Source organism: Streptomyces sp. NPDC107562, from assembly GCF_055657325.1.
Genome location: NZ_JBVKBE010000006.1, coordinates 342,845 through 356,118, shown reverse-complemented (window position 1 = coordinate 356,118; position 13,274 = coordinate 342,845). Strand labels below are relative to the sequence as shown.

14 protein-coding genes are annotated in these 13,274 nt (G+C 71.9%); 5 read left to right on the top strand and 9 right to left on the bottom strand.

From position 1 onward, the window contains the following. Positions 1-339: 339 nt before the first annotated feature. The 3 genes from rocD to ACZ7LV_RS20020 form a co-directional block, all read right to left on the bottom strand. Complete coding sequence (gene rocD / locus ACZ7LV_RS20030) at positions 340-1,563, bottom strand: ornithine--oxo-acid transaminase (RefSeq protein WP_471940910.1); 1,224 nt, start codon at positions 1,561-1,563, stop codon at positions 340-342. Then, entirely contained in the window at positions 1,560-2,381 is an 822-nt protein-coding gene (gene ddaH / locus ACZ7LV_RS20025) for a dimethylargininase (RefSeq protein ID WP_471940908.1), read from the bottom strand. The genes rocD and ddaH overlap by 4 nt, the downstream gene beginning before the upstream one ends. Before the next feature lie 122 nt (positions 2,382-2,503). Beyond that, positions 2,504-3,007, bottom strand: a complete 504-nt coding sequence (locus tag ACZ7LV_RS20020; RefSeq protein WP_401671863.1) for an Lrp/AsnC family transcriptional regulator — start codon at positions 3,005-3,007, stop codon at positions 2,504-2,506. A 77-nt stretch (positions 3,008-3,084) separates the two neighbouring features. Between ACZ7LV_RS20020 and ACZ7LV_RS20015 the strand changes: the two genes are divergently transcribed. Genes ACZ7LV_RS20015 through ACZ7LV_RS20000 form a run of 4 tightly spaced genes read left to right on the top strand, consistent with a single transcriptional unit; the run spans position 3,085 to position 7,143 of the window. Beyond that, positions 3,085-3,834, top strand: a complete 750-nt coding sequence (locus ACZ7LV_RS20015) for a LytR/AlgR family response regulator transcription factor (RefSeq protein WP_401671861.1) — start codon at positions 3,085-3,087, stop codon at positions 3,832-3,834. 2 nt (positions 3,835-3,836) lie between these two features. Then, a complete protein-coding gene (locus ACZ7LV_RS20010; protein ID WP_401672365.1) occupies positions 3,837-4,196 on the top strand; it encodes a hypothetical protein in 360 nt (119 codons plus the stop codon). Positions 4,197-4,228: 32 nt separating this feature from the next. Further along, entirely contained in the window at positions 4,229-5,941 is a 1,713-nt protein-coding gene (locus ACZ7LV_RS20005) for a sodium/solute symporter (protein WP_471940906.1), read from the top strand. Continuing rightward, on the top strand, positions 5,938-7,143 hold the full coding sequence (locus tag ACZ7LV_RS20000) for a sensor histidine kinase (protein ID WP_471940904.1): 1,206 nt from the start codon (positions 5,938-5,940) through the stop codon (positions 7,141-7,143). The genes ACZ7LV_RS20005 and ACZ7LV_RS20000 overlap by 4 nt, the downstream gene beginning before the upstream one ends. A gap of 6 nt (positions 7,144-7,149) precedes the next feature. Here ACZ7LV_RS20000 and ACZ7LV_RS19995 read toward each other — a convergent pair whose 3' ends face one another. The 5 genes from ACZ7LV_RS19995 to ACZ7LV_RS19975 form a co-directional block, all read right to left on the bottom strand. After that, entirely contained in the window at positions 7,150-7,320 is a 171-nt protein-coding gene (locus ACZ7LV_RS19995; protein ID WP_141310231.1) for a hypothetical protein, read from the bottom strand. 172 nt (positions 7,321-7,492) lie between these two features. After that, positions 7,493-8,443: a cytochrome c oxidase assembly protein gene (locus ACZ7LV_RS19990; RefSeq protein WP_471940902.1), complete on the bottom strand. Its 951-nt coding sequence runs from the start codon at positions 8,441-8,443 to the stop codon at positions 7,493-7,495. A 104-nt stretch (positions 8,444-8,547) separates the two neighbouring features. Continuing rightward, positions 8,548-9,573, bottom strand: a complete 1,026-nt coding sequence (locus ACZ7LV_RS19985) for a 6-phosphofructokinase (RefSeq protein WP_401671851.1) — start codon at positions 9,571-9,573, stop codon at positions 8,548-8,550. A 189-nt stretch (positions 9,574-9,762) separates the two neighbouring features. Next, entirely contained in the window at positions 9,763-10,494 is a 732-nt protein-coding gene (locus ACZ7LV_RS19980; protein WP_471940900.1) for a type 1 glutamine amidotransferase, read from the bottom strand. Positions 10,495-10,514: 20 nt separating this feature from the next. Beyond that, positions 10,515-11,753, bottom strand: coding sequence for a MurT ligase domain-containing protein (locus tag ACZ7LV_RS19975; protein WP_471940899.1), 1,239 nt, complete (start codon positions 11,751-11,753; stop codon positions 10,515-10,517). Positions 11,754-11,909: 156 nt separating this feature from the next. Between ACZ7LV_RS19975 and def the strand changes: the two genes are divergently transcribed. Beyond that, positions 11,910-12,449: a peptide deformylase gene (gene def, locus ACZ7LV_RS19970; protein ID WP_471940897.1), complete on the top strand. Its 540-nt coding sequence runs from the start codon at positions 11,910-11,912 to the stop codon at positions 12,447-12,449. Between the two features lie 62 nt (positions 12,450-12,511). Here def and ACZ7LV_RS19965 read toward each other — a convergent pair whose 3' ends face one another. Further along, positions 12,512-13,153: a TetR/AcrR family transcriptional regulator gene (locus ACZ7LV_RS19965; RefSeq protein ID WP_471940896.1), complete on the bottom strand. Its 642-nt coding sequence runs from the start codon at positions 13,151-13,153 to the stop codon at positions 12,512-12,514. Positions 13,154-13,274: the final 121 nt, after the last annotated feature.

The following is a 13,274-nucleotide window of genomic DNA, read 5'->3' as shown; positions in this document are numbered from 1 at the left end:
TCCGGGCGGCCCGGGAGGAGCTCGACGGGCCGCGCGGCCGGAAGTACGAGGGCGCCCTCCCCGCCGCGGCACCCCACCCCTCCAGCCTGCCCCGCCCCGGCTCCGACCGCGCGCCACCCAGTCCCGTCCGTTACGCGTCTCGGACCGGTCCTGGTGCTGCCGGGGGCGGGTGCCGACCGTGTTCCCAGGCGGTTCCCCGGGCCTGCGCCGGAGGCCTTCCGGGCGTGCCGTTTCCGGTTCCGGCCGTCGGCACCCTCCGGGGCGCGTGCGGTCCGCTCAGGTGCCCGGTCCGTTCCTGGTGCTCGGTCGGGCCGTGCCGGGGCGGCGCGTACCCCTTGCTCAGGCCTGTCCCAGCACCGTGCCCAGGGTGGCCAGCGCGGAGCGCAGCTCCTCCTCGGTGATGGTCAGCGGCGGGGCGAGGCGGATCGTCGAGCCGTGCGTGTCCTTCACCAGGACACCCTCGCGCATCAGCCGTTCGCTGATCTCGCGTCCGCTGCCGATCGCCGGGTCGATGTCGACGCCCGCCCACAGCCCGCGCGCGCGGAAGCCGACGACGCCCTTGCCGACCAGCTCGTCGAGGCCGTCCCGCAGCACCACGCCCAGCTCGGTGGCCCGCCGCTGGAACTCACCCGTCTCCAGCAGCTCGACGACCGCCGTGCCGACCGCCGCGGCCAGCGGGTTGCCGCCGAACGTCGAACCGTGCTCGCCCGGCCGCAGTACGCCGAGCACGTCACGGCGCGCGACCACCGCAGACACCGGCACGATGCCCCCGCCCAGCGCCTTGCCCAGCAGCAGCACGTCGGGAACGACGCCCTCGTGCTCGACGGCGAGCGTGCGGCCCGTGCGGCCGAGGCCCGACTGGATCTCGTCCGCGATGAACAGGCATCCCTTGCGACGCGTCAGTTCCCGTACGCCCGCCAGATAGCCGTCGTCCGGGACGACGACGCCGGCCTCGCCCTGGATGGGCTCGATCAGCACCGCGGCCGTCGTCTCGTCGACCGCCTCCTCCAGCGCGGCCAGGTCGTTGTACGGCACGATCCGGAAGCCCGGCGTGAACGGACCGAAACCGGCCCGTGCCGTCTCGTCCGTCGAGAAGCTCACGATCGTCGTCGTACGGCCGTGGAAGTTCTCCGCGGCGACCACGATCGTCGCCCGGTCGGCGGGGACGCCCTTCACCTCGTACGCCCACTTGCGCGCCACCTTGATGCCGCTCTCGACGGCCTCGGCGCCCGTGTTCATGGGCAGCACCATGTCCAGGCCCGTCAGCGCGGCCAGCCGCTCGGCGAACTGAGCGAGCCGGTCGTTGTGGAAGGCCCGGGAGGTCAGCGTGAGGCGGTCGAGCTGGCGATGGGCCGCCTCGACGAGCGCGGGGTGACGGTGGCCGAAGTTGAGCGCCGAGTAGCCGGCCAGCATGTCGAGGTAGCGGCGGCCCTCGACGTCCTCCACCCAGGTGCCCTCGGCCGCGGCCACGACCACGGGCAGCGGGTGGTAGTTGTGCGCGAGCACCGGCTCCTCGGCGCGGATCAGCTCGGCGGAGTCGCGGGTACGGACGGGTGCGGTCATGAACGGGTCTCCCGGATTTCCTGGGTGCAGCACTTGATGCCCCCGCCGGCCTTGTGGAACTCCGACAGGTCCACCGGCACGGGCACATAGCCGCGTTCGGCGAGCTGCGCGGCGAGGCCCTCGGCGCGGGGTGAGATGAAGACGTGACGTCCGTCGGAGACGGAGTTCAGCCCGAACGTCATCGCGTCCTCGCGGGTGCCGAGCACCGCGTCCGGGTACAGCCGCGCGAGCACCTCACGGCTGCCGGGCGAGAAGGCCTCCGGGTAGTACGCGATGTTCTCGTCGTCGAGCACGAACAGCGCCGTGTCGAGGTGGTAGAGGTAGGGATCCACCAGGGTCAGCGAGATCACCGGCACCCCGAGGAACTCCTGCACCTCACGGTGGGCCTCGCGGGTGGTACGGAAGCCGGTGCCGGCCAGCACAAACCGGCCCGTCGGGACGAGGTCGCCCTCGCCCTCGCACACGTTCTCCGGCCGGTAGACGTCGAAGCCCGCGCCCTTGAACCAGGTGTCGTAGTACGTGGACTCGGGGCGCCGCTCGGGCGCGTGGAAGAGGGAGCCGAAGACGCGGCCGTCGACCACGACCGCCGAGTTGGCGGCGAAGACCATGTCCGGCAGGCCGGGCACCGGCGCCACGGTGTCGACCGTGTGGCCGTGGTCCTCGTAGACGCGGATCAGCGTCCGCCACTGCTCCTGGGCGAGACCGACGTCGACCTGCACGTCGGGATGCATCCAGGGATTGATCGCGTACTGCACGGCGAAGTGTCTGGGTTCGCAGACGAGGAAGCGCCGCCGTCGCGGCACACGGGTTTCGGACACAGAGGGGTCCCTCCGCTTCCTGCGGTGTCGACTGGGGTGGTTTCACGGTAGAAGCCGGTACTGACGCCCGACAAGCGACAAGAGCTGCGTGTTCACGCAGGATCGCTGCGTTGTCACCGCCGTCAGCGCACGTCTGGTGCGCGCTCTGGCGCGGGCTGGCTGGCACCTGCCTCGGGACTCTCCGGCAGGAGGTGGGACAGCACCATCACGCTGATCGTCTTGCGGATGAACGGCTCCGCACGGATCCGCTCCAGCACCTCCTCGAAATGCTCCACGTCCCGTGCCCGCACGTGCAGCAGCGCGTCCGCGCCCCCGGTCACCGTCATCGCCGCCGCGATCTCGGGATAGCCGCGCACCACCTCCGCGAGGCGCCGGGGCGGCGCCGCGCCCTCGCAGTACACCTCGACGTAGGCCTCGGTGCGCCAGCCCAGCGCCGACGGCTCCACCGTCGCCGTGAAACCGGTGATCACACCGGTCTCCCGCAACCGGTCCACCCGGCGTTTCACGGCGGTCGAGGACAGACCGATCGCCGCGCCGATCTCGGCGAAGCTCGTCCGGGAGTTCGCCATCAGCGCGGTGATGATCTTCCGGTCCAGTTCGTCGAACGGTGTCGGCCTGCTGTTCATGCGGGCACTGTATCCAGCGGGAACGTCCGCGCCCGGCACGTGTGCAGGCGTACGAATTGCTCCTAGACTCCACGTTCATGCTGCGCGCCCTCGCTGTCGACGACGAACGCCCCTCCCTCGAGGAACTCGTGTACCTGCTGAACGCGGACCCGCGCATCGGCAGCGCCGAGGGCGCCGGCGACGCGACCGAGGCGCTGCGCCGGATCACCCGTGCCCTGGAGTCCGGTCCCGCCGGACCCGAGGCGATCGACGTCGTCTTCCTGGACATCAACATGCCGGGTCTCGACGGCCTCGACCTGGCCCGGCTGCTCACCGGGTTCGCCCAGCCACCACTGGTCGTCTTCGTCACCGCGCACGAGGACTTCGCCGTCCAGGCCTTCGACCTCAAGGCGGTCGACTACGTCCTCAAGCCGGTCCGCAAGGAGCGGCTGGCCGAGGCCGTGCGCCGGGCCGCCGAGCAGCGCGGCACCGCCCCGCGCATCCCCGTGCACGAACCCGACCCCGACCAGATACCCGTGGAGCTCGGCGGCGTCACCCGCTTCGTCGCCGTCGAGGACATCACCCACGTCGAGGCCCAGGGCGACTACGCCCGGCTGCACACCGGCAAGGGCAGCCACCTCGTCCGCATCCCGCTGTCCACCCTGGAGGACCGCTGGCGCTCCCGCGGCTTCGTGCGCATCCACCGCCGCCATCTGGTCGCCCTGCGCCACATCGGCGAACTCCGCCTGGACGCGGGCACGGTGAGCGTCGTGATCGGATCCGAGGAACTGCAGGTCAGTCGGCGCCACGCGCGGGAGCTGCGGGACCTGCTGATGAGGAGGGCGTGACGGTGCCCCAGGAGCCCACCGAGCGCCGCGTCGTCGTCACCGGCCCCCGCCGGGGCGCGCGCCGCGCCTCCGGCTACTACCGCCCGCAGACCGAGATCGACGAGCAGACCACCCTCGGACACACCTACGTCCGCTCCCTGATGCGCACCCAACTGCGCGCCGCCCTCACGGTGTTCGCCGTGCTCGTCCTGCTCGTCGGCCCCCTGCCGCTGGTGTTCGCGACCGCCCCCGACGCCCGGCGCCTGGAGTGGCTGGTCCTCGGCTTCTGCCTGTACGCGCCGCTGGTCCTGCTGGCCCGCTGGTACGTCAGCCGCGCCGAACGCAACGAACGCGACTTCGTCCGCCTGGTCGAGGACCGCTGACACCGACAGGACCGCACAGAGGACTTGGGTACATGTACTCCGGATACGCCGTCCCCGCCGTCGCCCTGGTCGTCGTGACGACCGTCCTGGTCGGCGCCTTCGGCCTGCGCATATCCCGGACCACCTCCGACTTCTACGTGGCCTCCCGCACCGTCGGCCCCCGGCTGAACGCCGCCGCGATCAGCGGCGAGTACCTTTCCGCCGCGTCCTTCCTCGGCATCGCGGGGCTGGTCCTCGTGCAGGGCCCGGACATGCTCTGGTACCCCGTCGGCTACACCGCCGGCTACCTGGTGCTCCTCGTCTTCGTCGCCGCCCCCCTGCGCCGCTCCGGCGCCTACACCCTGCCCGACTTCGCCGAGGCCCGCCTCGCCTCCCCGGCCGTGCGACGGCTCGCGGGCGCCTTCGTCGTCGGCGTCGGCTGGCTGTACCTGCTGCCCCAACTTCAGGGCGCCGGACTGACGTTGACCGTCCTGACCGGAGCCCCCGACTGGCTCGGCGGCATCATCGTCGCCGTCGTCGTCACGGCCATCGTCGCCGCGGGCGGCATGCGCAGCATCACGTTCGTGCAGGCCTTCCAGTACTGGCTCAAACTCACCGCCCTCCTGGTCCCCGCCCTCTTCCTCGTCCTCGCCTGGCAGGGCGACGGCGCCCCCCGAGACGCCTTCGACGAACCGGCCGCCCTGCGCGAACAGCGCGTCGTCCGCGTCGACGACACCCTCGACCTGAAGCTGGACAGCCCGCTGACGGTGACGGTCAGCGGCAGGGTCGACGGGCACACCTACGAGGAGCGGCGCCTGGACCTCCCGGCCGGCACCCACCGCATCGCCCAGGGCACCCGCCTCACCTTCGACAAGGGCACCCCCGTCCCCACCGCCGACTCCGCGAGCGGCGGCGGCATGGCACCGTCACGGGCCGAGAGCCACGAGGACCGCCCGCTGTACGCCACGTACGGACTGATCCTCGCCACCTTCCTCGGCACCATGGGCCTGCCGCACGTCGTCGTCCGCTTCTACACGAGCCCGCACGGTGTCGCCGCCCGCCGGACCACGGTCGCCGTGCTCGCCCTGATCGGCGGCTTCTACCTGCTGCCCCCGGTCTACGGGGCCCTCGGCCGCATCTACGCCCCCGAACTCACCCTCACCGGCGACGCGGACGCGGCGGTCCTGCTGCTGCCGGAGCGCATGATCGGAGGCGTCGGCGGTGATCTGCTCGGCGCGCTGGTGGCGGGCGGTGCCTTCGCGGCGTTCCTGTCCACGGCGTCGGGACTGACCATGGCGGTGGCCGGCGTGCTGACCCAGGACGTCCTGCCCGCCCGGGGCGTGCGGCACTTCCGGCTCGGCACGGTCCTCGCGATGGCCGCGCCGCTCGTCGGGAGCGTGCTGGTCGGCGGGCTGCCGGTGGCGGACGCGGTGGGGCTGGCGTTCGCCGTGTCGGCGTCGTCCTTCTGCCCGCTGCTGGTGCTCGGCATCTGGTGGCGGCGCCTGACCCCGCCGGGCGCGGCGGCCGGAATGCTCGTCGGCGGCGGTTCGGCCTTCCTCGCGGTGGCCGCGACCATGGCGGGCTTCCCCGGCCCCGGCCCGTTGCACGCGCTGCTCGCCTGGCCCGCGCTCTGGTCGGTGCCGCTGGGCTTCCTCACGATGGTGCTGGTGTCGCTCGCGACCGCGAGCCGGGTACCGCCGGGCACGGCGGCGATCCTCGCACGGTTCCATCTCCCGGAGGAGGTCCGGGCGGAGGTGAAGGCATGAGCGGATTCATCGCCGGTCTCTGTGTCGCCGTGCTCCCGCTGCTCGCCGCGGGCTTCTGGCTGGGCCGGCGCACGGCCCGACCCGAGAGCCTCGGCGGCCTCGGCACCCCCGTCGAGCACGCCACCTTCGAGACCCTGCACGCCGCCTCCCTCGCCGCGCCCCCGCTGCGGGCCGGCCTCACCGGGGAGACCGCGCGCAAGTCGGCCCGTCGGCTGCGCTCCCTGCTCGGCACGGACGCCCTGTGCCTCACCGACGACAGACGGGTGCTCGCCTGGGACGGCGTGGGCGCGCACCACCGCGCCGAGATCATGGAGCGGCTGACCGGCCCGCTGGAGACCGGCCGCGGCGAGGCCTTCCCGCTGACCTGCGACGCCCCGGACTGCCCCCTGCGCTGGGCGGTGGTCGCCCCGCTCACCGTCGACGACCGGGTGCACGGCGCCCTGGTGGCCTGCGCGCCCCGCGAGTCCGCCGTGCTGGTCCGGGCGGCCGGCGAGGTGGCCCGCTGGGTCTCCGTGCAGCTCGAACTCGCCGACCTGGACCAGTCCCGCACCCGGCTCATCGAGGCCGAGATCAAGGCCCTGCGTGCCCAGATCTCCCCGCACTTCATCTTCAACTCGCTGGCGGTGATCGCCTCGTTCGTGCGCACCGACCCCGAGCGCGCCCGTGAACTGCTGCTGGAGTTCGCCGACTTCACCCGCTACTCGTTCCGCCGGCACGGCGACTTCACCACCCTCGCCGACGAGCTCCACGCCATCGACCACTATCTGGCGCTCGTGCGGGCACGCTTCGGCGACCGCCTCTCCGTCACGCTCCAGATCGCCCCCGAGGTGCTGCCGGTGGCGCTGCCCTTCCTCTGCCTCCAGCCGCTGGTCGAGAACGCCGTCAAGCACGGCCTCGAAGGCAAGGCCGACAAGTGCCACATCAGCATCACCGCCCAGGACACCGGCGCCGAGGCCCTCGTGGTGATCGAGGACGACGGCGCCGGCATGGACCCCGACCTGCTGCGCCGGATCCTCGCCGGGGAGGTCAGCCCGTCGGGCGGGATCGGGCTGTCCAACGTCGACGACCGGCTGCGCCAGGTCTACGGCGACGACTACGGCCTCGTCATCGAGACCGCCGTCGGCGCGGGGATGAAGGTCACCGCCCGGCTACCGAAGTACCAGCCGGGGGTGCACTCGGCGGGCAGGCTCACCCGCGAGTGAACCACCTCAGGTGCTGCGGGTGGCCACCATCCCCAGGGTGATCAGGCCCAGCACGACCCAGCCGAACCACAGCCAGCCGTTGCTGCCGAGCGCCACTGTGTAGGCGGTCACCACGACGAGTCCGCCGACGGTGAGCACCCCCATCGCCTTCGTAGAGCCGTCCGTAGAACCGGGCATCGCAACACCCTCCTCATGGTTCGTCCCCTCCCATGGTGCCCCGGTTCCGCGCCGGTGCGGTGGTCAAGGCGAAATGAGGGCGGGGATTCCGGGCGCCCGGACGAGGGGCGGACGACGGTGCCGTAATCGAGCACGCGTTCGTCGTACGCGTCTTCGCAGGTGGCGGGGTGGGTCAGCGGCTGCGCGCGTCCAACGACGCCAGATAGGCGTTGTACGCCTCCAGCTCCTTGTCGCCGTCGCGATCGGCGGCCCGGTCCGTGCGCCGGGCCTGGCGCTGCTCCGAGGCGTACCACTGGAACAGCAGGGCGATCAGCACCAGCACGGACGGGATCTCGCTGAACGCCCAGGCGATACCGCCGGCCGCGTTCTGGTCGGCGAGTGGGTCGATGCCCAGCGAGGCGGGCGGATCGGCGTAGGTGCCGATCATCGGCGTCGAGCCCATCATCAGCGCGATGCCGAAGAACGCGTGGAACGGCATGCCCGCGAAGAGCTCCAGCATCCGCATCAGGTGGCCCGGCCGGTGCGGCCCCGGGTCCACGCCGATGATCGGCCAGAAGAAGACCAGGCCGACGGCGAGGAAGTGCACCATCATCCCGATGTGCCCCGGCTTGGAGCCCATCAGGGTGTCGAAGATCGGGCTGAAGTACAGGGCGTAGAGGCTGGCGATGAACAGCGGGATCGTGAACGCCGGGTGCGTGATGATCCGCATGTACCGGCTGTGCAGCAGTGCCAGCAGGAGTTCGCGCGGCCCCTTGTGCCCCCGGGCGGCGGGCGGCAGCGCGCGCAGCGCGAGGGTGATCGGACCGCCCAGCAGGATCAGGATCGGCGAGAGCATGCTGATCACCATGTGCTGCACCATGTGCACGCTGAACATGACCATGCCGTAGTCGTTCAGTTTGGTGCACATCATCAGCCCGATGGTCAGCACCCCGACGACGAAGGACACGGTCCGCCCGAGGGGCCACCGGTCCCCGCGCCGCCGCAGCCGCAGGACGCCCCACCCGTACAGCGCGAGCCCCAGCAGGCAGGCCACGAGGAAGAACGGCTCGGGCGACCACTGCAGCCCCCGCCCCAGCGTGAACGGCGGCAGGTCCGTGGTCATGCCGTGCCCGCTGTGATCCATCCAACGGCTCCTGTTTCGTACGGGTTGTGCTGTCTGTCCGGCCCAAGACTAGAACTGCCCCCGGTCGCTCCTGCGACCGGGGGCAGTGCCACGCACCGGAGCGGCTACAGCACGCACTCCGCCTCGGCGTACCGGTCCTCCGGCACCGTCTTCAGCGTCTCCACCGCTTCCGCCAGCGGCACCATCACGATGTCGGTCCCGTTCAGCGCGGTCATCTTCCCGAACTCGCCCCGGTGCGCGGCCTCCACCGCGTGCCACCCGAACCGTGTGGCCAGCACCCGGTCGTACGCGGTCGGCGTACCACCGCGCTGCACATGTCCGAGGATGACGGGCCGCGCCTCCTTGCCGAGCCGGTTCTCCAGCTCCACGGAGAGCTGCCGGGCGACCCCCGCGAACCTCTCGTGCCCGTAGACGTCCTTGCCGCCCTCGTCGAACGCCATGGAGCCGGGCCGCGGCTTCGCGCCCTCCGCCACCACGACGATCGCGAACCGCTTTCCCGCCTCGAACCGCTCGCCGACCTTCGCGGTCAGCTCGTCGATGTCGAAGGGCCGCTCCGGTACGACGATGGCGTGGGCGCCCGCTGCCATGCCGGAGTGCAGGGCGATCCACCCGGTGTGCCGGCCCATGACCTCCACGATCAGAACCCGCTGATGGGACTCGGCGGTGGTCTTGAGCCGGTCCAGCGCCTCGGTCGCGACGGTCACGGCGGTGTCGAAGCCGAAGGTCACGTCGGTCACGGCGATGTCGTTGTCGATCGTCTTCGGCACGCCCACGATGGGCAGCCCGTTGTCCGACAGCAGCCGGGCCGCCTTCAGGGTGCCCTCACCGCCGATCGGGATGATCGCGTCGAGGCCGAGCTCCTGGACATGGCCGCGGGCCCGCTCCACACCGTCGCGCAGATGCTCGGGACGGACCCGGGAGGAGCCGAGGATGGTGCCGCCGCGCGCGAGGATGCCGCCCACCGCGTCCAGGTCGAGCTTGAGGTAGTCGCACTCCAGCAGGCCCTTCCAGCCGTCCCGGAACCCGATGACCTCGTCGCCGTGGTCGACGACGGCACGGTGCACGACGGACCGGATGACGGCGTTCAGACCGGGGCAGTCGCCGCCGGAGGTGAGGACACCAATGCGCATAGCCCGAAATACCTTCTCGACGTGGGCCGGGTCCGGACCACGCTGTCCGGCTCGATCCCCGCCACCCTAGCGGCACAGGGGGGCGGGACCGAACCGTGCGTCCGACTGCTGGACGACCGCGCTCACCTGTGCGGACGGTCCGTCAGACGGGCTTCCCGGGCGGTGCGGGACCGCGCCGGAAACGTCGCCTCAGGTGGGCTGCTGCTGCGCCGCCGCGATGCGCTCGTCGCGCAGCGCCTCGTACCAGTGGTCGTCGGTCGGCGGCAGCGCGTTGACGTCCAGCGCCAGCTTCAGCAGCAGGTCCGCGATCTGCGGATTGCGGGCCAGCACCGGTCCGTGCATGTAGGTGCCGAAGACCGTGTCGTTGTACGCGCCCTCCGTGCCGTCGCCCGTGCCGTTGCCGTTGCCGAACCGCACCCGGGCGAGCGGGCGGGCCGTCGGCCCGAGACGGGTGATGCCCTGGTGGTTCTCGAAGCCGGTCAGCGGGGGCAGACCCAGCCGCTCGTCGACGTCGCCGAGCACGTCACCGACGCACCGCTCGCCCTCGCCGCGCACCGAGACGACGTCGAGCAGACCGAGGCCGGGCTCGCGCTGGCCGAGGTCGTTGATGAACTCGTGCCCGAGGATCTGGTAGCCGGCGCAGACCGAGAACACGATCGCGCCGTTGCCGACGGCCCGGTGCAGCCCGCCGTCACGCCGCAGCCGCTCGGCCGCGAGCCGCTGCGGCCGGTCCTCGCCGCCGCCGATCAGGTAGATGTCGCCGGAGGTCGGGATGGGCTGGTCGCTGCGCACGTCGATCCGTGCCACGTCCAGGCCCCGCTGCCGCGCCCGGCGCTCCACGACCAGGACGTTGCCCTGGTCGCCGTACGTGCTGAGCAGGTCCGGGTAGATCCAGACGACCCGCAGTTGGTTGTCGCTCACGAAAGTCCCCTGAAGTCTTGTCAGTTGCCGACGCGGCGGCGCAGGTCCTGGAACGCGGTGTAGTTGGCGATGACCTCGATCCGGCCCGGCGGGGCCTTCTGCACCGCCTCGTCGAGGTTCTCGCAGACCTGGAAGTGCTGGTTCGCCACCTCCAGCCGCACCGCGAGGTCGAGCTTGCGGTCGCCGATGACGAAGATCGGGTGCCCGGTCAGCCGCGTGTAGTCGACGTCCCAGAGCCACGAGGTGTCCGTGCCGTCGGCGCCGCGCGCGTTCACGGAGAGGATCACCGGGGTCGGCGGCGGGTCGATGAGGGAGAACGTCTCCAGCCACCCGGCCGGGTTCTTGGCGAGCAGCAGCCGCAGATCGCGCTGCAGGAACTGCACCACGTCGTAGCGCCCGGCCACCGCCTGCACCTGGTACATCCGCTCCAGGGCGACCTGCGGCGGCACCCCGAACACGGCGGCGACGGCCGCCGAGGAGGTGGCGTTGGCCTTGTTGGCGCGGCCCGGCAGCTGAAGGTGGATCGGCCAGGCGGAGCCGTGCGGGTCGAGCACGTGGTCGCCGGAGAGCGCCCAGCTCGGCGTGGGGCGGCGGAAGCCGCACTCGCCGCAGAACCAGTCGTCGCCGGGGCGCCGCATCACGCCGCCGCAGGACGGGCAGGACCAGGCGTCGTCCTTCCACATCTGCCCGGCCGCGACCCAGATCACATTCGGCGAGGACGAGGCCGCCCACACCACGAGCGGGTCGTCCGCGTTGGCGACGACCACGGCCTTGGTGCCGGCGAGACCCTCACGCCAGTTCTCGGCGAGCATCCGGGTCTCGGCGGCACGGTCGAGCTGGTCACGGGAGAGGTTCAGCAGCGCGATGCACTTCGGGTCGGTGTCCCGTGCCACACCGGCCAGGTACTTCTCGTCGACCTCGATGACGCCGAACTTGGCGTCCGAGCCGCCCGCCAGCGCCGAGGTGATGCCGGCGGGCATGTTGGCGCCGAGCGCGTTGGACACCACGGGTCCGGCGGCGCGCAGCGCCTCGGCGATGAGCCGCGTGGTCGTGGTCTTGCCGTTGGTCGCCGACACCAGGGTGACGTCCAGGTTCTGGGCGAGCCGGGCCAGAAGGTCGGGGTCGAGCTTGAGGGCCACCCGGCCACCGATCACCGAACCGCTGCCGCGTCCCGCTGCGCGTGATGCCGCAGCGACCGCCTTGCCCGCGGTCACGGCCAGCTTGGCCCGCGGCGAGAGCGGGTCCGAGTTGCCTGCCATCAGTTCTCGATCCTCCTTGCGTACGCGCCGCGCCGTAGCATCCGGCAACGTGGTGACGTCCCAGCCTATCCAGACACACTCACCTGCCCGAATCGCGGCACCGTCACGATCCCCGCGCGCGGGGAGCGCGCCCGCGAGGACCGTACCCTTGCCGGCATGCGACAAGGCTCCATCCCGGGCGCTCACGGGCGTGTCCGGCCCCTCACCCTGCTCGGCGACCCGATCCTGCACACACCCTGCACGGAAGTCACCACGTTCGGCCCCGAACTCTCCCGGCTCGTGGAGGACTTGTTCGCGACCATGTACGCCGCCCAGGGCGTCGGCCTGGCCGCGAACCAGGTCGGCGAGGCGCTCCGGGTCTTCGTCTTCGACTGTCCGGACGACGAGGACGTACGGCACCTGGGGCATGTGGTGAACCCGCGTCTGGTCGAGGCGGACGGCGTGGTGATCCGCGGCCCGGAGGGCTGTCTGTCGCTGCCGGGCCTGGAGGCGGGCACGGAGCGCTACGACCACGCGGTGGTCGAGGGTGTCACGACGACGGGTGAGCCGGTCACGATCCACGGCACCGGCTTCTTCGCCCGCTGCCTCCAGCACGAGTGCGACCACCTGGACGGAACGGTCTACGCCGACCGTGTCACGGGCCGGCGCCACCGACGCCTGCTGCGCCAGGTGTCCAAGGCCCCCTGGCGCACGTGAGCGCACGTCCTGCGGGGGCGGAGGAGCGCGCGAGGGTCCCCGGCCCGCGGACGGTGCGGCCCTCAGAACCCGGGACCCCCCACCCGGTCGCCCGCGGCGGCGAGCCGGCCCCAGAGCAGGTCGGCGAGGCATCGCACCAACTCGGCGCGGGAACAGGGCCGTTCGCCCAGCCACCAGTCGCCGGCGGCATGCATCATCCCGACGATCCCGTGCCCCCAGACCCGCGCCAGCCGCTGACTCTCCGGCCCGAGGTCCAGCCGGTCCTCGATGACCTGGGCCAGCTCCTCACCCATGCGCCGCAGCAACGGGGCCGAGTGCTTGCCCACGTCGAAGCCCTGGTCTCCGGGCGAGCCCTCCGCCGGGTGCATCAGGAAGCGGTACACCTGGGGCCGGGCCTCGATCGCCGCGAGGTAGGTGTCGAGCGTGTTCTCCACCCGCTCGCGCCGCTCCGCCGGGGCGTCGAGGGCGGCCCGCAGCGAGTCGAGCAGGGCGTCGGTGTGCCGTTTGGCCAGGGCGGCGTAGAGGCCGCCCTTGTCGCCGAAGTGCCGGTAGAGGATCGGCTTGGTGATGCCCGCCTCCGCCGCGATGGCGTTCATCGAGGCCTGCGGACCGTCGCGCAGCACGACGCGGTCGGCGGCCTCCAGCAGCTCGCGCCGTCGGCGGTCGGCGGACCTCTGCTGCTCGGTCCGCTGCGTGGTGTCCATCTGATCTCCCCACCCGTGCTCGATCGGTGACGCAAGCGCAAACTAACACTCGGCGCGGCAGCCCTCGAACGGGCTGCCGAGCGGGGGCGGTGAGTTGACTTCTCCTACCCAGCGGTAACAG